Consider the following 24,266-nt stretch of genomic DNA (forward strand, 5'->3'; position numbering starts at 1 on the left):
TAAAAAATGCGTTGGACACTTAAGCCAAAACCTGCTGAAGAAAAAATAAAGCGTCTAGCCCAAGCTTTGAATGTAGAAGAATTTGTCGCTGCTTTACTGATACAAAGGGGCATCGAAACTTTTGAACAGGCCAAATTTTTTTTTCGCCCAAGTTTAGAGGATTTGCACGATCCATTTCTGATGAAAGATATGGACAAAGCTGTCGAGCGCATCGAAAAAGCCATTGCAAATCAAGAAAACATACTTGTATTCGGTGATTATGATGTCGACGGAACCACTGCAGTATCTCTGGTTTCTTCATATTTGAAGAGCTATTACCCCAATATTGCCACTTATATTCCGGATCGTTACAACGAAGGCTACGGTATTTCCTATGCGGGAATTGATTTTGCTGATGATAACGGATTTTCACTCATCATAGCCCTAGATTGCGGTATAAAATCCATAGATCATGTCGCTTACGCAAAAGAACGAAACATTGATTTTATCATCTGCGATCATCATCGGCCAGGTGACTTTTTGCCCGAAGCCATTGCGGTTTTGGATCCAAAACGCGAAGACTGTAATTATCCTTATGATGAATTGTGTGGTTGCGGCGTAGGTTTTAAACTTATTCAGGCGTTAGGTTCCAACAAAAATCAAACCATCGAAGATTTGGTTTTATATCTTGATTTGGTTGCCACAGCAATTGCTGCCGATATTGTTCCCATGACCGGTGAAAATCGTGTATTGGCCTATTTTGGATTACAAGTAATTAATGCAGAACCGAGACCTGGAATTAAGGCATTAATACATCAAATAAAAAAGAAAACACTAGATATTACAGATGTTGTATTTATAATTGCCCCTCGAATCAATGCTGCAGGACGCATCAAACACGGTAATCATGCCGTCGAATTATTGACTGAATTTGATTTTGAACAAGCGCAACAATTTGCTTCCGAAATTGAACAATACAATACTGATCGAAAAGATTTGGATAAACAAATCACAAAAGAAGCGCTCCAGCAAATTATCCAAAACCAGGAAGAGAAAAACTTTACTTCGGTGGTTTTTCAAGAAGATTGGCACAAAGGAGTTATTGGAATTGTAGCTTCACGACTAATCGAAACCTATTATCGTCCCACATTGGTTTTTACAAAAAGTGGTGATAAATATGCAGCTTCGGCACGTTCCGTAAAAGGATTTGATGTGTACAATGCACTCGAGGCCTGTTCGGAACATTTGGAGCAATTTGGGGGACATATGTATGCCGCAGGAATGACTTTGGCAGCAGAAAATTATCAAAACTTCAAAAACGCATTTGAAAAAACAGTGCAGGAAACCATTCATCCCGATCAATTGACTCCAGAGATATCTATTGATGCCGAAATTAATTTTGAAGACATTTCTCCAAAATTAATTAGAATCCTAAAACAATTTGAACCCTTTGGCCCATTAAATATGACCCCTGTTTTTTTGACCAAAAAAATAAAAGATACGGGCTACGCCAAAACACTGGGTTCTGAAAATGAGCATTTAAAGCTATTTGTAAAACAAAATAACTCGGAAGGTCTTTCCGCTATTGGCTTTGGACTAGGAAATAAAAAAGAGTTAACTTCTAATCAAAAAGAATTTGAAGCCGTATATTGCATCGATGAAAATGAGTGGAATGATAAAGTAAGCATTCAATTACGGTTAAAAGACATTAAATAATTAGCATTTACAATGAAAAAAAATGATCCTTACGCAGCTCTGAGATTCAAGGAGTTCAACACCTTTTTGTTGATTCGTTTTGCCATGGTTTTTGCCTGGTCAATGCAGTTTATCATCATCGAATGGGAAGTTTATAGAATTACAAAAAGTGCACTTTCGCTTGGTATTATTGGTTTAATGGAAATCATTCCTGCCATATCTGTGTCATTATTCGCAGGACATTTTGTCGATCAAAATGAAAAAAAGGGCCTTTTATCCAAATGTATTCTAGGGTTTTCAGTAATTAGTTTGGGATTGTTTTTAATCACTTGGCCAAAGGTAAATGTTGGTTTACCTACAACTACTATTCTATATACTATCTATGGCCTAGTCTTCTTTGGGGGAATTGTCCGTTCATTTTTAGGGCCAACTGTTTTTTCGCTTTTGGCACTAATTGTTCCTAAAAAAGCGTATTCAAACGCAGCCACTTGGAGTAGTTCTGTCTGGCAAGTGGGTTCTGTTGTGGGGCCTGCCGTTGCGGGTTTCTCTATTCACTTAATCGGAGTTCATTGGTCTATGTGTTTGGTTTTTGCGTGCTCTCTTTTTGCTCTGCTACTGTTAACCCAAATCGGGAAAAAACCTATTTTGAATCCAAAAATTGGCGAACCCGTTATGGACAGTTTGAAAGAAGGTGTCAAGTTTGTTTATAACAACAAATCTATTTTAAGTGCCTTAACCCTTGATATGGCAGCCGTTTTGTTTGGTGGAGCGGTAGCATTACTGCCTATTTTTGCTTTAGACATTTTAAAAGTAGGCCCTCAAGGATTTGGATTTCTAAGAGCCGCCCCAGCAGTTGGTGCCATTTTAACCATGTTTTTTACAGCCTATGTTCCTGTGAATAAAAATGCCGGTATGAAATTATTGACCGCCATCTTCTTATTTGGAGTGTGCATCATCATATTTGGACTTTCCACCAGCTTTTGGATTTCACTTTTAGCTCTATTTTTCAGTGGGGTTGTTGATGGAATTTCAATGGTTATCCGACAAACGATTTTACAGCTAAAAACTCCCGACCACATGCGCGGGCGTGTAGCCTCCGTAAATTCAATATTTGTTGGTTCTTCAAATGAGTTGGGCGCTTTTGAAAGTGGACTAACTGCAAAACTGATGGGGACCGTTACTGCTGTTGTATTTGGCGGAAGTATGACGCTTCTTATTGTCGTTTTCACAGGCTTGGTATCTCCTGAATTTAGAAAATTAGATTTGCAAAAAGACATGGATGACCATGAAAAACATGAATAATATTAAGTTCTAAATTATCCATTTTAAACGAAAACAAACGAACAATTCCTTAACATTTATTTCTTAAATTCTTAGGCGCTCTTCATAACGGTTTACAATTTGTGAATAATGCATTAAATTGTCTTAGTTCTTTTCGCCTCAATTTTGAAATATACTCAAGTGGTTTTTGCTTACAATTTTGATACGAAAGAAACTCAATCGAAGAATAGGTATCATGCCAATTACCCACTTTTTCTTGTAGTTCATTAATATATCTTTTATCCAAGTTGACTTCTTTTCTTATTTTTTTAGGCAAAGCATCATATATGAACAGTATTTTTTTTAGGCTCTTTCTAAATTGGTGCAAACCTTCTCTATTTTTATTCTGAAAATCCTGGCTTGCTTTTGTCAACTCTTTCTCAAAATAGGATTTAACAACATCCTTATCAGGTAGATATGGTGGAAAAGCAACCCCTTCACGAAAAACACCAATAAACTCTATGTATTGGGGAAGGATTTTTTGAAACTGTTTTTTTAAGAGATTTTCTTTCTTTTTTAATTCACGAAGAAGTCTTTTCGGAAGATGTTTGAACGATCCAATTATTTGGATTTCCCTTATTTCTCCAGTTTTCTGATATACCGATTTTAGTTCAATAGCACTATAGGGCTCATTATACAAATCTTCTGCAAAAGAAAACAAAGCATTTACAATCTTTATACCTAATCTCAAAAGATGAAGATGTTTGGGTTTACCATTCTTCGAATAGGCACAAAGATGTTTTTTGACAGATTTTAGATGATCTGAAACATGATGATATAACAAATCTTCTTTCATTAGCTTTTTTTACTGATGAGTTATAACACTTATATATTAATTTGTTTTAGTAATCTTTTGCCAGGTTAATCCCCTTAAGAATTTATAGATCTTTATAACAAACCCAGTTTTTAAATTAGGCACCTACCGTATCTGGATTCTGCGATAAAGAACTATAATAACACCTATCAAAATTACACATATTTCTTTGTTTACTAAAGACTTAGCAATAAAATATTGAAATGTTTTTATAGTATCAATTCAAAATTTTGACAAATAATAATCAATATAATTTTACTGTAATTTTTGGATAATATTCCAAACACTAATTTTGGTTCTGGTTTGAAACCCTAATTTTTTGTATAGTTTTATTGCTCCGATATTGGATTCGGCAACATGTAAAAATGGAGTTTTATTTTTTGCGAAAATAGCATTTGCAGTATGTGCAACTAATTGCTTTGCATATCCTTTTCCAGTATGTTCCGGATGCGTGATTACCGCACTTATTTCGATATATTCATCCATTTGCATACGCTCTCCCGTCACAGCAACGAGTTGATTGTTTTTATAAATACCGTAATAATTTCCCAATGAAGAAGTCTTCTTTTTAAAATAATCGGGATAAACAATTTTTACCAATCCCAATAAATCGTCTAAATGTTCCTCTTCTAATTTAACAATCTGATCTTCGATATCTCCTTCAATTTTGTCATGAATAGTCATTTGCAAACAGATTAATTCATTGTTTAATTTTAAGCTATCAGGTACATTTGGTTTCTGCCCAATAATAAAAAAATTACTGGCTAGTTTAGCATATTCAGAAATAGACTGTTCTATGTTATCAAAATCAATAAAACCTCCAAAAGGACAATAATCAGGGTGATAAAATTTTATAGTTCCAAAATCAATTCCAAAATCTTTATGCGTTTCGGACACTGAATACCAAACGGGATTGTCTAATTTATGATTACTAGTTGCCATCTTTATTTTATTTATGAAATACAAAAAATGAGTTCTACTAACAGTGAAATTTATTCAATCTTTTTAACCTCGAATTTTTCTCCATCAAAAACTCCGTAGGTAAAATATGTGATCCAATCTCCAAGATTTACATATTCTGAATTTTCGCCAACTGTTTTAATCATTGGCAAATGACGGTGACCAAAAACAAAATAATTATAGTGTTTGGTTTCCAATTTTCGTTTGGCATAAAGAATAAGCCATTCATTTTCTTCACCTAAAAACTTCACATCTTCGGCACCGGAAATCAATTTATTTTTAACAGAAAGATATTGCGCTAATTTAACTCCAATATCGGGATGAAGCCATCTAAAAAGCCATTTTGAAAATGGATTGGTAAACACTTTTTTCATGCGTTTATATCCTAAATCCCCAGGCCCCTTGCCGTCGCCGTGACCAATCAAAAAGGTTTTATCCCCAAAAGCAAATTCTTTGTTATCGTGATAAACAGGAATGTTCAACTCGGTTTCAAAATAATCAGCCATCCATAAATCATGGTTTCCCACAAAGAAATAAATAGGAACACCGCTGTCGCGAATTTCGGCCAATTTACCCAAAATACGAACAAATCCTTTTGGAACAACAGTCTTATATTCGAACCAGAAATCAAATAAATCACCCAAAAGAAATATTGCTTCGGCATCATCTTTTATTTCGTTCAGCCAAGCGACAAACTTTTGCTCTCTCGGAAAACTCAACTCTGGAGTTGGTGCGCCAAAATGCTGATCGGAGGCAAAATAGATTTTTTTATTGTTGGATAATTGCATGAACTAAATATAAGTTATTGATTGTCGCTTGCAAACCATTCGGCGAATGAAGATTCCGTTTCCTGCAATTTAAGAGAAAAAAGTTCAATGTCTTGAGGTAATCTGCGGATGATTCTTTGGGAAAAATCGACAACCATATTCTCGCTCGTTGGCTGATAATCTACTAAAATTACATGATGCCCACGGTTTTTTAATTCATTTGCCAACTCAATATGCGGAGTCGTCTCGTTAAAAACGGTCGCGTGGTCGAATTGATCGACAATCTCTTCTTTTACAATTTTTTTCAGATCTGAAAAATCAATGACCATACCAAACTTTACATTATTTCGATCCTTAATTGGTTTTCCAATAACGGTAACCGATAACTTATAACTATGACCGTGTACATTTTTACATTTCCCGTCATATCCGTATAAAGCATGACCCGTTTCAAAATTAAATTGTTTGGTAATTCTAATATTGCTCATTGAAGATCTATTTTTGGTTGCAAATTTAATGAATTAGCATGAGAAATGGTCTTTTTAAAATGGGATTCCATTGCTTCCAATTACTAGCCCTGATGGAAACGGCATCCTTTTTATGGGGTGATTTTTCTTCACCTCATAAAAAGATATAGTGTACAGCAGGAAAAAGCTCCTAATAATTCGTGAAATATTTCGATTACAGTAAATATAATTGTTATTTTGTAGAATCAAATTTTAGTTCATTATGTTCAAAAAACATTTTAAATATATTCCTTTTTTGTTTCTGCTTTTTTTTATCAGTTGTGCCAAAAGAGGTGCCATTACTGGTGGTGCGAAAGACACGATTGCACCAACATTAAAATATAGTTTTCCTGAAAATTATTCGGTTAAATTTCAAGGCAATAAAATCAAACTTGTTTTTGACGAAAATATCAAGCTTAAAAACCTGAACAAGCAGTTGATTATTTCGCCTCCAATGAAGAATGAACCGTTGATCACTCCAACGACTGCAACAAAAGTATTGACTATCACTATAAATGATACGCTACAACCCAATACCACATATAGCCTGAATTTCGGGCAAAGTATTGCCGATAATAACGAAGGTAATCCATTCAACCAATTTAAATATGTGTTTTCTACAGGAGATTATATCGATTCTTTGGCACTTGGCGGAAGAGTAAAAGATGCTTATGATAAAGAGGTTGCTTCTTTTGTTTCTATTATGCTTTATGAAGCGAATGAAAAATTTAACGATTCTACCGTTTATAAAGAGAATCCCCGATATATTACCAATACTTTGGACAGTTTGAAAACATTTCGATTGGAGAATTTGAAAGCGGGAAAATATCATTTGGTTGCTATGAAAGACAACAATAGCAACAATAAATTCAATCCCAAATCGGATCGAATTGGATTTAGCAAGCAAATTGTAACGATTCCGAATGATACCGTTTTTGAATTAGAATTATTTAAGGAAGTATTGCCTTTTAAAGCACTTAAACCAAGCCAAGCTTCTGGAAATAGATTAATTGTGGGTTATGAGGGCAATCCGAAAAGCAATGGCGAAATGGCCAAAATCACTCTGAAGAACAATGGTGAATCAGTGCCCTCAATAGTTACAAAAATAGAGAAAAAAGACTCTTTACAAGTTTGGTACAAACCTTTGAAAGTGGATTCGCTTTCGCTAAATATTATAAAAGACAAGTACCAAAAAGACTTTACTTTTAAAATCAAAAATCAAAAAAGTGACACTTTGAGTATTAAGGCTATTCAGTCAGGTGTTTTGAATTTTAGAGATCGATTTACTTTGGAATCCAGTACTCCTTTGGTTAATTTTGACAAATCAAAAATGAAACTTGTTGACAAAGACTCGACTGCCGTCGCATTTACTACAGCTTACGATGAATACACCCAACAGTTATTTATCGATTTTAAAATAGAAGAAGCCCAGAAATACAATTTAAAATTGATGCCTGGCGCCGTTACCGATTTTTTTGAAAAAACAAATGATACCTTATCGTTTAGCACAAGTACAAAGAACCTTGCTGACTATGGAAATATTATTATGAATCTGAAAAATGTAAAACGTTTTCCAATTATTATTGAATTGACAAATGAAAAAGGAGACGTTGTTAAAGCCAGCGAATACACTGATAGTAAAACCCAAATCGAATTCAATTTACTAGAGCCGAGTGCTTACACGGTTAGAGCGATTTATGACGACAATAAAAACAAGGAATGGGATACTGGAAACTATCTTGAAAAACGACAAGCTGAAGAAGTAATATATTCCTCTAAGGAAATAAACCTTCATGCTAATTTTGATTGGGAAGAGACTTTTGACTTAAGCCTTCCATATGTTCCTGAACCCAAGAAGAAAAATCCAAAAGACAAAGAAAAAGGCAAAAAAAGCAGCTCATTTTAACACAAAAGAATCCTGATCACTTAAAAAATTAAACTTTTTTCTGGCCAAGAGCAGCTCGGCTTTATTTAATTCGACAATAAAAACCCCTTTTGTCTCAATAGGTTCCATAATGTAATCTCCCAAGAAATTGACCACTTGGGAATGTCCATTATATTGAAAATTGTTATTATCTTCCCCTATTCTATTGACTCCAATGGTATAACTCATGTTTTCTATGGCACGTGCTTTGAGCAAAGTATCCCAAGCGTTTATCCTCGCTATTGGCCAATTGGCGACATAAATCAATATATCATATTCCTCTACATTTCTGGAAAAAACAGGAAAACGCAAATCATAACAAATCAACGGGCAAATTTTCCATCCTTTATATTCAATAATTTTTTTTTTGCTTCCTCCTATATAAACTTCATCTTCTCCAGCCAACGTAAACAAATGCCTTTTATCATAAAACTGCATTTCGCCTGAAGGGAAAATAAAGACCAATCGATTATAGAAATTATCATTTTCAGTGATTACCAGACTTCCGGTGATCGCCAAGTTTTTGGCTTCTGCCAAGTTTTTTAACCAGGTTATTGTTTCACCTTGCATCGTTTCGGCAACATCACTGGGCTGCATCGTAAATCCCGAAGTAAACATTTCTGGAAGAACAATCAAATCAACACTTTCGGAAATGGCATTGATTTTTTCTCCGAGTTTTTTTCTGTTTTTTTCCGGATTTTCCCAGAATAATGATGATTGGATGAGTGCGATTTTCATATCCTAAAATTACTAAAAAAAATGGTACACAGATAACACCTATAAAACTGATTTTTACAGATCCTCATTTTATCGCATAAAAAAACGTCCCAATTTCTCAGGACGTTTTACTTTTGGCTATTGCCTTTTGCCTAGAGGCTATTATTTCAAACTTGCAGAAAGGTATTCTCTGTTCATACGGGCAATGTTTTCAAGGGAAATCCCTTTTGGACATTCAATTTCGCAAGCTCCAGTATTAGTACAGTTACCAAAACCTTCTTCGTCCATTTGACGCACCATGTTCAATACACGGTTTGTAGCCTCCACTTTTCCTTGCGGTAACAATGCATATTGTGAAACTTTTGCTCCAACAAATAACATTGCAGAACCATTTTTACAAGTAGCCACACATGCACCACAACCGATACAAGCAGCTGCTTCAAAAGCTTTGTCAGCATCGTCTTTGGGAACTGGAATGGTATTGGCATCGATAGTATTTCCAGAAGTGTTCACTGAAACGAATCCTCCCGCTTGCTGAATTCTGTCAAATGCTGTTCTGTCCACAATTAAGTCTTTAATCACTGGGAAAGCAACACTTCTCCATGGCTCAACTACAATAGTATCCCCGTCATTGAACATTCTCATATGTAATTGACAAGTAGTGATCCCAGTATCTGGTCCGTGTGCACGTCCATTGATATACAAAGAACACATTCCACAAATTCCCTCACGACAGTCGTGATCAAATGCGATTGGTTCTTTTCTTTCATTTACTAATTGTTCATTCAATTGGTCTAACATTTCCAAAAATGAACTAGCCGTAGAGACATCGTTCAATTTGTATGTTTCCATTTTTCCTTTTTCTTTGGAGTTTTTTTGACGCCAAATTTGAAGGCTTATGTTGATATTTTTTGCTGCGCTCATAATTTTTTTATTTGTAATTTCTTGCGGCTATTTTAATAAACTCGTATTTCAATTCTTCTTTGTGAAGTTCCGATTTTGTAACATCGTACCCTTTGTTTTCCCAAGCTCCTACAAAAGAGAAGTTTTCGTCATCACGAAGCGTTTCTCCTTCAGAATCCTGATACTCTTCACGAAAGTGACCACCACAAGATTCTTTACGTTGCAAAGCATCCATAGCCATCAATTGTCCTAATTCGATGAAATCGGCAACACGAAGTGCTTTTTCCAATTCAGGATTCAATTCATCTGCACTGCCTGGAACATAAACATCTTTGAAGAATTCTTCTTTTAAAGCTGCGATTTCTGATATAGCCTCTGTTAAACCTTTCTCATTACGCCCCATTCCAACTTTATTCCACATAATCAAACCTAAACGTTTGTGGAAATGATCCACAGTTTTTGATCCATTATTAGACAAGAATTTGTTGATTTGCTCTTTTACACTATTTTCAGCAGCTACAAATTCTGGCAAATCTGTAGAGATTTTTCCAGTACGAATATCATCTGCCAAATAATTAGAAACGGTGTAAGGCAATACAAAATATCCATCAGCTAAACCTTGCATCAAAGCTGAAGCTCCCAAACGGTTCGCTCCATGGTCAGAGAAGTTAGCCTCTCCTGCAACGAAACAACCTGGAATAGTAGATTGTAAGTTATAATCAACCCAAACTCCACCCATTGTGTAGTGAACCGCAGGATAAATTTTCATTGGAGTTTCATAAGGGTTCTCATCCGTTATTTTTTGGTACATAGTAAACAAGTTACCATATTTTTCTTCCAACCATTTTTTTCCTAATGTAAGTATTTCTTCTTGAGAAGGATTGTGATTTCCTTTTGCGTAAGCCGTTTGTTTTCCTTTAGATTGAATCTCTGTAGCGAAATCCAAATAAACTCCTTCGTTGGTGTCATTAGCCTCAATTCCGCGACCTTCGTCACAAACTTCTTTTCCTGCTCTTGAAGCAACATCACGAGGAACTAAATTTCCAAATGCTGGATATTTTCTTTCTAAGTAGTAATCTCTATCTTCTTCAGCAATTTGAACTGGTTTTAATTTCCCTGCTCTAATAGCTTCCGCATCTTCCTTTTTCTTTGGAACCCAAATACGTCCAGAGTTTCTTAAAGACTCGGACATCAACGTCAATTTCGATTGATTGGTTCCGTGAACTGGAATACATGTTGGGTGAATTTGTACGTAACACGGATTTGCGAACAAAGCACCTTGCTTGTGAATTTTCCAACCAGCAGTTACATTCGATCCCATTGCGTTTGTAGAAAGAAAATAAACATTTCCGTATCCACCAGTTGCAATAATCACGGCGTGAGCAGAGTGTCTTTCTAATTCTCCAGTAATCAAATTACGGGCAATGATTCCACGAGCTTTTCCGTCAACCTTTACCAATTCCAACATTTCGTGACGGTTGTACATATCGACTTTCCCTAAACCGATTTGTCTCGATAAAGAAGAATAAGCTCCTAACAATAACTGTTGTCCAGTTTGTCCTGCAGCATAAAACGTACGTTGTACTTGTGTACCACCAAAAGAACGGTTATCCAACATTCCACCGTAATCACGTGCAAAAGGAACTCCCTGAGCTACACATTGATCAATGATGTTTCCGGAAACTTCAGCTAAACGGTGAACGTTTGCTTCACGTGCTCTATAATCTCCCCCTTTGATAGTGTCATAAAACAAGCGGAAAGTACTATCTCCGTCATTTTGATAATTTTTTGCAGCATTGATCCCCCCTTGTGCAGCGATAGAGTGCGCACGACGCGGAGAATCCTGGTAACAAAATGCTTTTACATTATAGCCCATTTCGGCAAAAGATGCCGCAGCCGAAGCTCCAGCTAATCCTGTCCCTACTACGATAATATCTATTTTTGGTCGGTTGTTTGGTGCAACTAACTTTAAGTGATCTTTATAATCAGTCCATTTTTGTGAAATGTGACCTTCTGGTATTTTAGAATCTAGTTTCATAAGTTGATCTTTATTTTTTTTAATCGGTCTTATGTAATTCGCATAACAAGTCTAATTTTAGAAAATCAGATTAAAGTATGCTCATTTCATTATAGATTGATATTAATTATTAAAATGATGAAATAGCGCAATAAAAATAAATCCAAAAGGAACTATAATTGCAAATGCATAACAAATTTTATGCAATGACTTTCCTATTTTATTGTCGAATCCAACTGATTGTAAAGAAGATGTGAAACCATGCCAAAGGTGTAATGCCAATAAAATGAAAGCAACACTATACAATCCTGTACGAACTGGACTTTCAAACTTAGCCACCAATTCAGGATAATATCTAGTTTCATCAATAACATTTGACTCCACATATTTGTAAATCATTTCGTGAACCCAAAAATCATAAAAATGTAATCCTAAGAATGCCAACACTACCAAACCTGAAATAATCATATTTCTGGATGCCCAAGATGCATTTGCAGCACCATCGTACTTTACATAGGCAACAGGCCTGGCATTTCTATTTTTCAACTCCAATACAAATCCCATAACGAAGTGAAAAACAACACCTGCAACCAAAATAGGTTGCATTACAAATTGGATTAACGGATTGTAACCCATAAAATGTGACATCGCATTAAATGAATCGGCACTAAAAACCGAAACGAAATTAATAAAGAAGTGCAGCGATAGAAACATAATCAAAAAAAGTCCTGAAAGCGCCATAGCTACTTTTTTAGCTATAGACGACTTCAATATTGCAGATTTTGCCATAATGATATAAATATTATATTTTTTTAAAAAGTCGAACAAATTTAGGTTAATTAGGAAAGAATAACAACCAAATATGCAATTTTGCTGTGCTATTTATAATGATTTTAAAGTACTTAAAAAATACGTACAAACTACGTATAAAAATACGTAGTCTTAAGACGTTTTTCTACATGGACTTACATAACAAGCCTTTAACAATTGTTAAAGTCAAAAAAACCATTAAAATTACAGACCCAATTATATTTTATTGCCAAAAGTTAAAAAAACTAACAATATTATAATCCAAAACAAGGTTTACGTATTATTCCCTAAAAATTAAAGATTAGCGATTTTATAGCCTTTAAAACATTGTATTTCCCCGAAGCAATTTTAACTTTACAACTTTAAATTTTATTCATGAAAACTGGAATTGACGCTATTGCATTTGATGTTGCCAAATTACATTTACCCATAAAAACATTAGCCTTAGCTAGAAATATAGAACCCGAAAAACTCGAAAAAGGGTTAGGATTATTAAAGATGACATTGCCGGATACCCATCAAGATACAGTAGTATTTGGTGCCAACGCTCTGACAAAACTAATACTGGACAACGACATCATGTTAGATGAAATTGCTCGAATATATGTTGGAACCGAAAGCGGGATCGACAGTTCAAAACCCATAAGTTCTTTCTTGATTTCTCTAATGGAACAAAAGTTCGGAGAGGACTCTTTATCCGAATGTGATGTTGTGGATTTTACTTTTGCTTGTATTGGCGGCGTAGATGCTCTCCAAAACTGCCTTGATTTTGTTCAACTCAATCCAAGCAAAAAAGCAATTGTTGTCACAACCGATTTTGCTAAATACGACTTGAATTCAACTGGAGAATATACTCAAGGAGCTGGCGCAGTTGCCATGTTGATTACTTCAAATCCAAGAATTATAACTTTTGAGAATCATTGGGGAGTAAGCACAAAAGGAGTTTTTGATTTCTTCAAACCTTACAGAACGATTTCAAAACAGGAAATCACCGGGAACGCAAACAACGATTCCTGGTTTGATAATTTAGAAAGTGAAATTGAAATCCACAAAGATCAACCTGTTTTTGACGGTCAGTATTCAAATCAATGCTATATGGACAGGACAAAAGCAGCTTATTTCTCTTTTAGAAAAATAAAAAACACTTCCGAAACGGTTTACAACAACTGGACAAGCATTGTCATGCATTTGCCTTATGCATTTCAAGGCCGAAGAATGCTTTCTGAAATATATGCTCTGGACGCTTCAACTGCAATTCTTTCCGGAGAAGAAACTGCTTCGGAATACCAGAATAAATTAAAAGAAATCAGTAAATCCGAAGATTACAAAACATTTGTTTCTCAAAAATTACAGCCAGCAGAATTAGCATCTTCTTTAATTGGAAACTTATATACTGGCTCCATTTTTATGGGACTACTTTCTACTCTGGCTCATTTCTATGATACTAAAAAAGAAATCTCAAACGAAAAATTCGGTTTTCTAGCCTACGGAAGCGGATCTAAATCTAAGGTTTTTGAAGGCACCATTCAACCCGATTGGAAATCGGCACTTGCGAATGTTGCGCTTTTTGAAACATTGGAAAAAAGTTTTGAAATTGATTTTGAAACTTATGAAAAACTACACAAAAAGGAACAAAAACAAAGCATCCAGGAACCTAAAAACGAATGGATTTTGGACAGAATAGAAACTGAAACTCCAAATTTAGTCGGAGCCCGTTATTACAAATGGGTTGATTAATACCGATATTGACAATACAAAAAGAGCCACGAAAGATATAAATCCATTCGTGGCTCTTTTGCTTTAACTAAACTTAGCTAAATATTCTTGAACTGTCGCGTCAGTCTTTTCATTTCTAAGTTTTTGTTCCAAATGAATTGACGGTGAGGCTCTCTCCAAACAATTTTGCACCGAGCAAGTTTCACAAGTCACACCAACTAATTGTCTTTGCACCGAATTTCCTTCGATAAACTTAAATTTCTTCTTAATAGAAGGCGTTATCAAAATTCCAACCGAAATACTTCTCAAACAATTTTTCTTGAAAGGATCCGGAGTAGCGGATGAAAAAACAAGATATTCATTATTACTGTTTTCATAACGTGAAATCTGCGCGTCAAAAAAGTGTTCTTTCTTTTGTTTCAAAGACTCCACAATTGTTTTTATGGAAACCCATCTTCTGCAATAATGCTCATTCATTTCGTTGGCATGTGGTTCCTGTTGATTGGTAATATGTAATTCTTTTTTTATTTGATAAGTGTCCGTGCCAATTTCATGAGACAAACGAAGGAAAAAGAGGTTCTTTATCTGAAAATCCTTGGGCAGAATATTGGTCAGTCGCTGATAAAATGACTCTGGCGAAACCGTAAATTTATTCATCAACTGAATCATCTCTTGAGGTTTTGGATCTGTTTTTGACAAAAATAAATTCAACTCATTTATCAATCGTTCTCTAGGAATAAGTAATGCTCCTGCAAAATAAGAAGCGTAAAAATTATTAAGAACCTGATCAAAATTATCAAACTTGATCCAGCTAAAAGTATACAGTCTTTCTTTGATTTCAAGAAAATTATAGGCAATTTCTTTAGCCAAAATAAATGCTTTTTGAGAATAATCTATACCAACCGAAAGCAGTAATGTCTTGCTTTTTGGCACAAAAATAGACCTCAAATCACCCAACTCTTCTTGTTCCGAAAAAACAATTTCTTTTATACTGTAGCCATATTCTTCAATCAATATCGCAGACAATTCATCAATCGAAATTGTGGTTTCTCCATCAATATGAAAGGCTTTGCAAAACAACAGCACTTTTTCCTCAAGCTCTTCAAAGTAATTATTATGTGCTTCTTGATAAGAACGCAAGGAGGCCAAGAAGAAACTTTCTCGAGTTAAGTTATAATGCTGAGCAATTTCAATAATGGTACTGATAAAGGCATTGACCTTGGCAGGAGCATTGGCTATAATATCAATTAAATCTGCCTCTTGAATTCCAAAAAGATCCAACGGAATCTCCTTCAAAATTCCCGATTTTAATATTTCTCCAATCGGTGCCAGATTATTGTCGAGTTTTAAAGACACCATATGATCATAGGTGACATCCAATTTCTCTGCCAAAAGGATAATTTTTTCCGTTTTAGGATATTTTTTTCCCTTTTCTATCTCGTTCAAATACGATTTAGACAGCTCCGTGATTTTGGCCAAACCAAATAATGACAAATTTTTATTTGTTCGAGCCTGCTTGAGTTTAAGCCCGAAAATCAATTTGATATAATCTTTTTCCATGTTCATAAAATCAAAGATAAACTAAAAAAAGAAAAACCTCAAAAAAAATATTTTTCATTTTTAGCGAACGTTCGCTTGTTTTTTAAAAAACTTTTTGTAGTATTGCAGTATCAAAATGAACTAGTTATGAAAAACCAGACAGAAACCATCGAGAAAAAGTTCCAAATAACAAATGGAATCACACAACAGTATCCTGAAATTTTGACGGATAGCGCCATTGAATTCTTAACTGAATTGCATCAAAAATTTAATACCAAAAGACTTTCGTTGTTAGAAGACCGCAAAAAACAACAGGTCGCATTTGATGCCGGAGCCTTACCTTGTTTCCAACCCGAAACAAGAATGATCAGAGAAAGTAACTGGGTTGCGGCAACCACTCCAAGAGATTTACTGGACCGAAGAGTCGAAATCACTGGGCCTGTGGATCGAAAAATGGTCATCAACGCACTCAATTCAGGCGCCAATACCTTCATGGCTGATTTTGAAGACAGTACTTCACCTACTTGGAGCAATTTGATGGAAGGACAGCAAAATCTAAAAGATGCCGTAAACAGAACCATAACTCTAGAAGACTCGATAAAAAATAAAAAATACGCTCTAAAAGAAAAGACAGCCGTTTTAATTGTAAGACCTCGTGGATTGCATTTGAACGAAAAAAACATACTTATCGAAGGACAAGAAACTTCGGGTTCTCTAGTTGATTTTGGATTATATGCCTTCCACAATCACGAGGAATTAACTAAAAACGGAACTGCACCTTACTTCTATTTGCCAAAATTGGAGCATTATCTAGAAGCAAGATGGTGGAATGAAGTTTTCGAATTTGCGCAAGAATATCTTGGCGAACAAAACGGAACTTTCAAAGCAACTGTTTTAATAGAGACGATTACTGCAAGTTTTCAACTGGATGAAATTATTTTCGAATTAAGGGATCATATCGTGGGATTGAATTGTGGTCGTTGGGATTACATTTTTTCTTTCATCAAAAAATTAAGAAGAAACAACACCTACATCGTTCCAAATCGCGATCAAGTAACAATGACTTCGCCTTTTATGAGCGCTTATTCACAATTGGTTATTCAAAGATGTCACAAACGAAATATTCATGCGATTGGCGGAATGGCGGCCCAAATTCCGATTAAGAATGATGAAGAAGCCAATAACGTTGCCTTTGACAAAGTAGTAACCGACAAGCGAAGAGAAGTTCAAAACGGCCATGACGGCACTTGGGTTGCCCATCCCGATTTGGTGCCTTTAGCAAAATCAGTTTTTGATAAATACATGCCTACTCAAAATCAAATTCATGTAAAAAGAGAAGATGTAAATGTAGTCGAAGAGGATTTACTGGCAGTCCCAAAAGGAACCATTACCGAAGAAGGTGTTCGAAAAAACATCAGCATTTCTGTTCTATATATTGCCTCATGGCTCAACGGACAAGGCGCTGCCGCTTTACATCATTTGATGGAAGACGCGGCTACGGCTGAAATCTCAAGGTCACAATTGTGGCAATGGCTTCAAAACGAAGTGGTTTTGGATAATAACAAAACGCTTACTGAAGACTATTACCATCGCTTGGCAATGGAAGAATTTGAAAAAATTAAAAAAATTGTCGGTGATGAAAACCATGAGAAACAAAATTATCATTTGGCAGAACAGCTATTAGACACACTGGTAGTAAATGACAATTTTATAGAATTTCTAACCCTAATAGGATATAAATACCTATGATAATTTCAATGACAATGGCAAAAATCAATAGCAATGTCAATTTAAATAAACAAAACAAATAACCAAACACACTATTAAACTTAAAAACACCATGAAAACAACAGAAACAAGAATTCAAGAATTAGTTACTGATTGGATTACCAACCCAAGATGGGAAGGAATCGAACGTCCATACACTGCTGAGGAAGTGATCAATTTACAAGGGTCTTACCAAATTGAACACAGCATTGCCAAAATGGGCGCAACCAAATTATGGAACAAACTGAATTCCCAAGATTTTGTGGCAGGATTAGGAGCACTTACCGGAAACCAAGCCATTCAGGAAGTAGAAGCTGGTCTTGAAGCTATTTATCTAAGTGGTTGGCAAGTAGCGGCTGATGCCAATGTAGCTGGCGAAATGTATCCTGACCAATCTTTATATCCCGCTAACAGTGTTCCATTGGTAGTAAAAAGAATCAACAACGCACTTTTACGTGCCGATCAAATACAAGTGGTAAACAAAACAGCCGATAAGAAAGACTATCTAGTTCCCATAGTTGCAGATGCTGAGGCTGGTTTTGGAGGTAATCTAAATGCATTCGAATTGATGAAATCGATGATTGAATCTGGCGCGGCAGGAGTTCATTTTGAAGACCAATTGAGTTCCGCCAAAAAATGCGGTCACTTAGGAGGAAAAGTTTTGGTACCTACTCAAGAAGCGATTAATAAATTAATTGCTGCACGTTTGGCTGCCGATGTAATGGGAACACCGACACTTATCGTGGCACGAACTGATGCCGATGCTGCCAATTTATTGACAAGCGACATCGACCCAAGAGATGCCAAATTCATCACAGGAGAAAAAACTGCCGAAGGATTTTTCTATGTAAACTGCGGTGTAGAGCAAGGGATTGACCGCGGATTGAGTTACGCTCCTTATGCCGATTTGATTTGGATGGAAACCAGCAACCCAGATTTGGCTTATGCTAAACGCTTTGCTGAGGCAATTCACAAACAATTTCCGGGCAAAATGCTGGCTTACAATTGCTCGCCCTCTTTCAATTGGGCTGCTAAATTATCCGTAGCCGAAATGGAAACTTTCAGGGAAGATTTGGCTGCAATGGGTTATAAATTTCAATTCATCACTTTGGCTGGATTCCATGCCTTAAACACCAGCATGTTTGAATTATCCAAAGCCTACAAAGAAAGAGGAATGGCTGGCTATTCTGAGTTGCAGGAAAGAGAATTTGCATTGCAACAACACGGTTTCAAAGCCGTAAAACACCAAAATTTTGTTGGTACATCTTATTTTGATGCCGTACAAAATACCGTTACCACAGGAAAATCTTCCACAACAGCTATGAAAGATTCTACCGAAGTAGCACAATTTTAATTTAAAAATTGCCATTTTAAAAGCACGGAGAAACCCTCATTTCTTAGTGCTTTTTTTATTTATAAATGACACAAAAATATATTTTCAAATCATCTTGTTCGAATCCCAATCCTTCATTTCTAATAATTAGTTATAAACACTAACTAAATTAGTAGTAAAGGATAACTCTGTTAGTCATAATAAACAATAAAATTAGCCATAAAGCATAATTTAATTTACAAAATAACAAACTTAATTAATCATAAAGGATAATTTAGTTAATCATAAAGGATAACTTAGTTAGCAAAAAAGCAAACTAAATTATATATAAAGCTAATTTACTTAAGCAAGATGCTATAGTAAATTAGCATTTTTGTATATAATATTCTCTAAAATACTAAGTTTCAAATGACAACAAAAAAGTAATATGTTTCCTCCTCGCCCTGATCGAAGTAAAAATCCTTTTTATCTAACCTTTTGGGACGACATAAAAAGGATTTTCACTAAACTTCTATTTTCATAGGTGTGCAGTGAATTTCATTTGCAACGAAGAGCAGGAATCCATTAACCAAAAAAACAAATGTTGCTGCTCCTAAAAACAGCTTACTTTAAAGATCAATTCTAAATTCTTAAAAAAAATAAAACAAAGATCAATTGCATTCTTAAAGTTACTATTTTTGATAATTCAATACCTAAAATCATTTTAAAATGAAGTTGCCACAATTTCAAATCACAAAATCAATAGAAAAGTGGCAATACCATATTCCAATAAAAAATTAATAAATACAAATACGTATGAAATACCACCAAATTGACCGTGCCCTTTTTATAAAAAACAGAGCAAAATTCATGGCTCAAATGAAGCCTAATAGTGTAGCAGTATTTAATTCTAATGATATTTATCCTGTTTCTGCAGACAGTACATTGCCATTTGCACAACACCGCGATATCTTTTATTTATCGGGAGTAGACCAAGAGGAAAGCATCTTATTGCTTTTTCCAGATGCACCATACGAAAATCAAAGAGAAATGTTATTCCTAAAAGAAACTAGCGCACATATTGCTGTTTGGGAAGGTGAAAAACTGACCAAAGAAAGAGCTTTTGAAGTTTCGGGGATTAAAACTGTGTATTGGTTACAGGATTTCGAGAAAATCCTAAACGAAATGATGACTTATTCAGACATCATGTACATCAATACCAACGAACATTATCGTGCTTCTGTTGAAACCGAAACTCGTGAAGCTCGTTTCATTAAATGGTGGAAAGCCAAATATCCGGCACATCAAGTGGCAAAAAGCAACCCAATATTGCAACGTATTCGTTCTGTGAAAGAAACCGAAGAAATAGATTTAATCCAGAATGCCTGTAATATTACCGAATTAGGGTATAGAAGATTACTTTCATTCGTAAAACCAAATGTAACCGAATACGAAATCGAGGCTGAATTAGTTCACGAATTCATTCGTAACAGATCCAAAGGTTTTGCTTACACACCAATTATTGCTTCTGGAAATAATGCCAATGTTTTGCATTACATCGAGAACAATCAACAATGTAAAGCGGGTGATTTAGTATTACTTGACGTTGCAGCAGAATACGCTAACTATTCTAGCGATATGACTCGTATGATTCCAGTTTCGGGAAGATTCACCGACAGACAAAAAGAAGTATATAATGCTGTTTTGAGAGTTAAAAATGAAGCGACCAAAATGCTAACTCCAGGAACTCTTTGGAAACAATATCATGTAGAAGTGGGCAAAGTCATGACTTCAGAATTGCTTGGCTTAAAGCTAATTGACAAAGCTGATGTTCAAAATGAAAACCCTGAATGGCCTGCTTACAAAAAATATTTCATGCATGGAACATCTCACCACATGGGATTGGACACACATGATTACGGATTATTGCACGAGCCAATGAAAGCTAATATGGTATTCACTGTTGAGCCTGGAATTTATATCCCAGCCGAAGGTTTCGGAATTCGTTTGGAAGACAATGTCGTGGTTCAGGAAAAAGGAGAACCTTTCAACTTAATGAGAAACATCCCGATTGAAGTGGAAGAAATCGAGAGCTTAATGAATTCATAATTCAAATGGTAAAAAAAATATTCCTATTTGTCTTTCTATCTCTTTTTGGGCATTCATTTGCCCAAACCGAGGGTTTTGCAAAAAATGCAGATTCAAGCCAAACCTATTATAAAATATTTGGCAAAGGCACACCTATTTTAATCATAAATGGTGGTCCCGGAATGAATAGCAATGGGTTTGAACCTATGGCAAAAATTTTGGCGGAGAAATATCAAACCATTATTTATGACCAAAGGGGAACTGGAAAATCAACCCTCAAAGAATTAAACGACAAAACGATATCGATGAAATTAATGGCTGATGATATCGAGTCATTAAGAAAACATTTGAAAATCAAAAAGTGGACAATTTTAGGTCATTCATTTGGTGGAATGTTAGCCTCTTATTATGCCACAATTTACCCAAACAGTATTGAAAAATTAATTTTATCGTCTTCTGGCGGAGTGGATTTGAGTTTGCTAAAAGGTGAAAACCTTATTGAAGCTGGCTTGAGCAAAACAGAGAAAGATTCCTTGAACTATTGGAACGATAAAATAGAAAAAGGCGACACTTCGTACAAAGCCCGATTGGGCCGCGGAAGAGCGATGGCACCTGCTTATGTGTACGATAGAAAATTTGTTCCAATCATTGCCGAAAGATTAACACAAGGCAATTCGACCATAAATTCATTGTTATGGGGTGATATGCAAAAAACAAATTTCGACTGCAAAAACAAGCTTTCCAATTTCAAAAATCCTGTTTTAATCATTCAAGGAAAACAAGATATCATCAGCAAAGAAATAGGAGAAATAAGTCTAAAAGCATTTCCTAATTCAAAAATGGTTCTGCTTGAAAATTGCAAACACTATGGTTGGCTTGACGCAAAAGAAAAGTACTTTGATACAATTGAAGCTTTTTTAAAAAGTTAAACAATTGATTTTATAGATTTCAGAAACGGCTTTCAGCAATGGAAGCCGTTTTTTTGTTCCATAAAATAAGTAAATAGAAGTGCTGATCTCATTTACTGTTGTTGCGGCTTGATTTATGGTTCTTGCAATACCATTTACAGTTCTTGCAATACCATCTATAGTTCTTGCGATACCATTTACAGTTCTTGCAATACCATTTACAATTCTTGCAATACCATTTACAGTTCTTGCGATACCATTTACAGTTCTTGCAATACCATTTATAGTTCTTGCGATACCATTTACGATTCTTGCAATACCATTTACGGTTCTTGCAATCGGATTTTGATAGAGACACTTTTACAACTAGTGCTTTGCCTGTTATTCCTCTTTAATTAGGATGTAACATTCTAAGTTTAAATTCGACTTATCAAAAAACTTAAATTAGAGAAATCATGCAAGCACACGAAATAGATTATCAGATTTTTGGAGAAGAAATGCAGTATGTGGAAATAGAATTGGACCCACAGGAAATAGTAATTGCCGAAGCGGGCAGTTTTATGATGATGGAAAATAACATCCAGATGGAAACTATATTTGGAGATGGTTCCGAACAACAATCAGGTTCTGGTTTATTTGGCAAACTTTTGAATGCCGGAAAAAGAGTTCTTACGGGCGAAAGCTTATTTATGACAGCATTTCTGAATCAAGGCAACACCAAAAGTAAAGTTTCGTTTGCCTCACCATATCCCGGAAAAATTCTTCCAATTGATTTAACACAATTTCAAGGGAAATTTATCTGCCAGAAAAGTTCTTTTCTATGCGCTGCCAAAGGCGTTTCTGTTGGAATCGAATTCTCCCAAAAACTAGGTCGCGGCTTCTTTGGAGGCGAAGGTTTCATTATGCAAAAAATAGAAGGAGACGGAATGGCGTTTGTTCATTCGGGAGGAACGATGGCCAAAAAAGAATTGGCGCCCGGCGAAGTCCTAAAAGTGGACACAGGCTGCATTATCGGTTTTACTAAAGATGTTGATTATGATATTCAGTTTATAGGCGGTATCAAAAATTCACTTTTTGGAGGCGAAGGTTTGTTTTATGCCACTCTAAAAGGCCCGGGCACAGTTTACATACAATCATTACCTTTCAGCAGATTGGCCGACAGAATCATTGCATCGGCACCAAGATCAGGCGGTAACAGCCGTGAAGAAGGAAGTTTGCTAGGCGGACTGGGTAATCTTTTGGATGGGGATAATCGTTTTTAATTTTTTTATAAATAAAAATCACAAGACGGCTTTCAGAAATGGGAGCCGTTTTTATTTTATATAAATATTTCATATTTATATGTTTGTCTTTCAAACTCTTTTATAATATTTTTTTCATTTAATTCAACAAAATAAAGCCTATCCTCTTTATCCATATTTACAACAATATCTCTACCTATTATACTAAATAAGTTTCTCAACTTATTTTCCATATCCCTTGAATTAAAATAAAAGACACAAATTTTAGCATTTTTTCGCAAATCAAAATCTAAAAATTTAAATAAATCAGAGATATATTCTTTATCTGAATCATCTAAAGAATGACCAATTATATAAAAAATATTTTCATCAAGACTGTGCGATTTTTGTTCCGGAATATCAATAAATTTTTTATTAGATTTTTTATTTATCTTTTGATAATATTTAGTAAAATCAAACATTTTACTCATTCTAATATGTTTTGGCAGTTCACTAATCCCAAGTACTAAATTTTGCTTACTACAATCTTCATTTATTTCTCCGTGCAAATAAACTACTTTGGATTTCTCAACTTTATATAAATTTTCTAATGTGGGAGTATAATTAAATGTGTAAATCTCACTTAATAAATGAAATGGAATTTCTGATTTTTGTTTTATTTCAGAATAAAAAACACTAACTACATCAACTAAATAACGATTAAAAATCACAATAAAACCCTCAAATGATTTTGCTAAATCATCCAACATTTTTTTAATATCAATAGAAAATTTCCGTCCGTTAATATATTTTTCATTTAATCTAAAAGGAATTTGACTTATCGGTTTATTTTTTATTATTTCAAATAATTCAAAATTCGTAAAACCAAATAAATAATCATCAAATAGATTTTTTCTAACAACCCTTTTATCTTCATGCTTATTAAATATTTCAAATTGATTCAAAATACTTTCAATTTCCATTTCAAAATCAATCCATGTATCTATTTCTAAAACATTTTTGAAATGCTTGTACCAAAGATTTGTTTCTAAAAGTTGTCTTATTTTATTTAATTTTTCAGAACTGAATTTAATATTACCTGAGTTGTAATTTTCTACTATTGAATTATAGTCAGATTGGTATCTTAATTTAAATACCTCACCAAATAATTTTTCAAAAGACACATCGGTAGCATATACATTGTTTTCAATAGTTTGCATTATTGAAATAAAATGATGGTATTTTGTTGGCAAATGATGAAATAAATCAAATCCGTTTCCTGTAATTAAAATTTTAGCCATATT

Annotated in this window: 20 protein-coding genes; 10 read left to right on the forward strand and 10 right to left on the reverse strand. The window is 34.8% G+C overall.

From position 1 onward, the window contains the following. The first annotated feature begins 6 nt into the window (after positions 1–6). Together recJ and DOS84_RS00630 are read left to right on the forward strand one after the other, a co-directional pair. A complete protein-coding gene (gene recJ / locus DOS84_RS00625) occupies positions 7–1,695 on the forward strand; it encodes a single-stranded-DNA-specific exonuclease RecJ (RefSeq protein WP_111408180.1) in 1,689 nt (562 codons plus the stop codon). 12 nt (positions 1,696–1,707) lie between these two features. Continuing rightward, positions 1,708–2,976 (forward strand): MFS transporter, encoded by a 1,269-nt coding sequence (locus DOS84_RS00630; protein ID WP_111408181.1) that lies wholly within the window; start codon positions 1,708–1,710, stop codon positions 2,974–2,976. Between the two features lie 82 nt (positions 2,977–3,058). Here the strand turns inward: DOS84_RS00630 and DOS84_RS00635 are convergent, their stop codons facing one another. From DOS84_RS00635 to DOS84_RS00650, 4 genes are all read right to left on the reverse strand, one after another. Continuing rightward, positions 3,059–3,790, reverse strand: a complete 732-nt coding sequence (locus DOS84_RS00635) for a CHAD domain-containing protein (protein ID WP_111408182.1) — start codon at positions 3,788–3,790, stop codon at positions 3,059–3,061. 273 nt (positions 3,791–4,063) lie between these two features. Beyond that, positions 4,064–4,750 (reverse strand): GNAT family N-acetyltransferase, encoded by a 687-nt coding sequence (locus DOS84_RS00640; protein ID WP_111408183.1) that lies wholly within the window; start codon positions 4,748–4,750, stop codon positions 4,064–4,066. 50 nt (positions 4,751–4,800) lie between these two features. Further along, positions 4,801–5,556 (reverse strand): UDP-2,3-diacylglucosamine diphosphatase, encoded by a 756-nt coding sequence (locus DOS84_RS00645; protein ID WP_111408184.1) that lies wholly within the window; start codon positions 5,554–5,556, stop codon positions 4,801–4,803. 14 nt (positions 5,557–5,570) lie between these two features. Then, positions 5,571–6,023, reverse strand: a complete 453-nt coding sequence (locus DOS84_RS00650; RefSeq protein ID WP_111408185.1) for a 6-pyruvoyl trahydropterin synthase family protein — start codon at positions 6,021–6,023, stop codon at positions 5,571–5,573. 241 nt (positions 6,024–6,264) lie between these two features. Here DOS84_RS00650 and DOS84_RS00655 point away from each other — a divergent pair, with 241 nt between their 5' ends. Beyond that, entirely contained in the window at positions 6,265–7,947 is a 1,683-nt protein-coding gene (locus tag DOS84_RS00655) for an Ig-like domain-containing domain (RefSeq protein WP_111408186.1), read from the forward strand. Here the strand turns inward: DOS84_RS00655 and DOS84_RS00660 are convergent. From DOS84_RS00660 to DOS84_RS00675, 4 genes are all read right to left on the reverse strand, one after another. Next, complete coding sequence (locus DOS84_RS00660) at positions 7,939–8,703, reverse strand: amidohydrolase (protein WP_111408187.1); 765 nt, start codon at positions 8,701–8,703, stop codon at positions 7,939–7,941. The two genes, DOS84_RS00655 and DOS84_RS00660, sit on opposite strands and share 9 nt — an antisense overlap. Before the next feature lie 141 nt (positions 8,704–8,844). Continuing rightward, positions 8,845–9,606: a succinate dehydrogenase/fumarate reductase iron-sulfur subunit gene (locus DOS84_RS00665; RefSeq protein ID WP_111408188.1), complete on the reverse strand. Its 762-nt coding sequence runs from the start codon at positions 9,604–9,606 to the stop codon at positions 8,845–8,847. Positions 9,607–9,613: 7 nt separating this feature from the next. Continuing rightward, positions 9,614–11,623: a fumarate reductase/succinate dehydrogenase flavoprotein subunit gene (locus tag DOS84_RS00670; protein ID WP_111408189.1), complete on the reverse strand. Its 2,010-nt coding sequence runs from the start codon at positions 11,621–11,623 to the stop codon at positions 9,614–9,616. Between the two features lie 102 nt (positions 11,624–11,725). Next, the gene (locus tag DOS84_RS00675; RefSeq protein WP_111408190.1) at positions 11,726–12,391 is read right to left on the reverse strand and encodes a succinate dehydrogenase cytochrome b subunit; all 666 of its coding nucleotides are present in this window, start codon (positions 12,389–12,391) and stop codon (positions 11,726–11,728) included. A 396-nt stretch (positions 12,392–12,787) separates the two neighbouring features. On the opposite strand from DOS84_RS00675, the gene DOS84_RS00680 reads away from it, so the two are divergent. After that, positions 12,788–14,149: a hydroxymethylglutaryl-CoA synthase family protein gene (locus DOS84_RS00680; protein ID WP_111408191.1), complete on the forward strand. Its 1,362-nt coding sequence runs from the start codon at positions 12,788–12,790 to the stop codon at positions 14,147–14,149. 63 nt (positions 14,150–14,212) lie between these two features. On the opposite strand, the gene DOS84_RS00685 is transcribed toward DOS84_RS00680, so the two are convergent. Further along, positions 14,213–15,694: a helix-turn-helix domain-containing protein gene (locus DOS84_RS00685; protein ID WP_111408192.1), complete on the reverse strand. Its 1,482-nt coding sequence runs from the start codon at positions 15,692–15,694 to the stop codon at positions 14,213–14,215. Between the two features lie 120 nt (positions 15,695–15,814). On the opposite strand from DOS84_RS00685, the gene aceB reads away from it, so the two are divergent. From aceB to DOS84_RS00715, 6 genes are all read left to right on the forward strand, one after another. Further along, complete coding sequence (gene aceB / locus DOS84_RS00690; protein ID WP_111408193.1) at positions 15,815–17,416, forward strand: malate synthase A; 1,602 nt, start codon at positions 15,815–15,817, stop codon at positions 17,414–17,416. A gap of 91 nt (positions 17,417–17,507) precedes the next feature. Continuing rightward, positions 17,508–18,788: an isocitrate lyase gene (gene aceA, locus DOS84_RS00695; protein WP_111408194.1), complete on the forward strand. Its 1,281-nt coding sequence runs from the start codon at positions 17,508–17,510 to the stop codon at positions 18,786–18,788. Positions 18,789–19,562: 774 nt separating this feature from the next. Further along, positions 19,563–20,855 carry an aminopeptidase P family protein gene (locus DOS84_RS00700; protein ID WP_111408195.1) on the forward strand — a complete coding sequence of 431 codons (1,293 nt, stop codon included), beginning with the start codon at positions 19,563–19,565 and terminating at the stop codon, positions 20,853–20,855. 5 nt (positions 20,856–20,860) lie between these two features. Then, a complete protein-coding gene (locus DOS84_RS00705; RefSeq protein ID WP_111408196.1) occupies positions 20,861–21,763 on the forward strand; it encodes an alpha/beta fold hydrolase in 903 nt (300 codons plus the stop codon). Between the two features lie 115 nt (positions 21,764–21,878). After that, entirely contained in the window at positions 21,879–22,091 is a 213-nt protein-coding gene (locus DOS84_RS00710; protein ID WP_111408197.1) for a hypothetical protein, read from the forward strand. A gap of 106 nt (positions 22,092–22,197) precedes the next feature. Next, a complete protein-coding gene (locus DOS84_RS00715) occupies positions 22,198–23,004 on the forward strand; it encodes a TIGR00266 family protein (RefSeq protein WP_111408198.1) in 807 nt (268 codons plus the stop codon). Between the two features lie 56 nt (positions 23,005–23,060). On the opposite strand, the gene DOS84_RS00720 is transcribed toward DOS84_RS00715, so the two are convergent. Further along, complete coding sequence (locus DOS84_RS00720; RefSeq protein ID WP_165830378.1) at positions 23,061–24,263, reverse strand: AbiH family protein; 1,203 nt, start codon at positions 24,261–24,263, stop codon at positions 23,061–23,063. Between the last annotated feature and the right edge of the window lie 3 nt (positions 24,264–24,266).

This window comes from Flavobacterium aquariorum (assembly GCF_003254745.1).
Taxonomy (GTDB): Bacteria; Bacteroidota; Bacteroidia; order Flavobacteriales; family Flavobacteriaceae; genus Flavobacterium; species Flavobacterium aquariorum.

Bases quoted from the DNA above. Each gene is read 5' to 3' on its own strand.
- recJ (WP_111408180.1), top strand. From the start codon at position 7: ATGCGTTGGACACTTAAGCCAAAACCTGCTGAAGAAAAAATAAAGCGT.
- DOS84_RS00630 (WP_111408181.1), top strand. From the start codon at position 1,708: ATGAAAAAAAATGATCCTTACGCAGCTCTGAGATTCAAGGAGTTCAAC.
- DOS84_RS00635 (WP_111408182.1), bottom strand. From the start codon at position 3,790: ATGAAAGAAGATTTGTTATATCATCATGTTTCAGATCATCTAAAATCT.
- DOS84_RS00640 (WP_111408183.1), bottom strand. From the start codon at position 4,750: ATGGCAACTAGTAATCATAAATTAGACAATCCCGTTTGGTATTCAGTG.
- DOS84_RS00645 (WP_111408184.1), bottom strand. From the start codon at position 5,556: ATGCAATTATCCAACAATAAAAAAATCTATTTTGCCTCCGATCAGCAT.
- DOS84_RS00650 (WP_111408185.1), bottom strand. From the start codon at position 6,023: ATGAGCAATATTAGAATTACCAAACAATTTAATTTTGAAACGGGTCAT.
- DOS84_RS00655 (WP_111408186.1), top strand. From the start codon at position 6,265: ATGTTCAAAAAACATTTTAAATATATTCCTTTTTTGTTTCTGCTTTTT.
- DOS84_RS00660 (WP_111408187.1), bottom strand. From the start codon at position 8,703: ATGAAAATCGCACTCATCCAATCATCATTATTCTGGGAAAATCCGGAA.
- DOS84_RS00665 (WP_111408188.1), bottom strand. From the start codon at position 9,606: ATGAGCGCAGCAAAAAATATCAACATAAGCCTTCAAATTTGGCGTCAA.
- DOS84_RS00670 (WP_111408189.1), bottom strand. From the start codon at position 11,623: ATGAAACTAGATTCTAAAATACCAGAAGGTCACATTTCACAAAAATGG.
- DOS84_RS00675 (WP_111408190.1), bottom strand. From the start codon at position 12,391: ATGGCAAAATCTGCAATATTGAAGTCGTCTATAGCTAAAAAAGTAGCT.
- DOS84_RS00680 (WP_111408191.1), top strand. From the start codon at position 12,788: ATGAAAACTGGAATTGACGCTATTGCATTTGATGTTGCCAAATTACAT.
- DOS84_RS00685 (WP_111408192.1), bottom strand. From the start codon at position 15,694: ATGAACATGGAAAAAGATTATATCAAATTGATTTTCGGGCTTAAACTC.
- aceB (WP_111408193.1), top strand. From the start codon at position 15,815: ATGAAAAACCAGACAGAAACCATCGAGAAAAAGTTCCAAATAACAAAT.
- aceA (WP_111408194.1), top strand. From the start codon at position 17,508: ATGAAAACAACAGAAACAAGAATTCAAGAATTAGTTACTGATTGGATT.
- DOS84_RS00700 (WP_111408195.1), top strand. From the start codon at position 19,563: ATGAAATACCACCAAATTGACCGTGCCCTTTTTATAAAAAACAGAGCA.
- DOS84_RS00705 (WP_111408196.1), top strand. From the start codon at position 20,861: ATGGTAAAAAAAATATTCCTATTTGTCTTTCTATCTCTTTTTGGGCAT.
- DOS84_RS00710 (WP_111408197.1), top strand. From the start codon at position 21,879: ATGGTTCTTGCAATACCATTTACAGTTCTTGCAATACCATCTATAGTT.
- DOS84_RS00715 (WP_111408198.1), top strand. From the start codon at position 22,198: ATGCAAGCACACGAAATAGATTATCAGATTTTTGGAGAAGAAATGCAG.
- DOS84_RS00720 (WP_165830378.1), bottom strand. From the start codon at position 24,263: ATGGCTAAAATTTTAATTACAGGAAACGGATTTGATTTATTTCATCAT.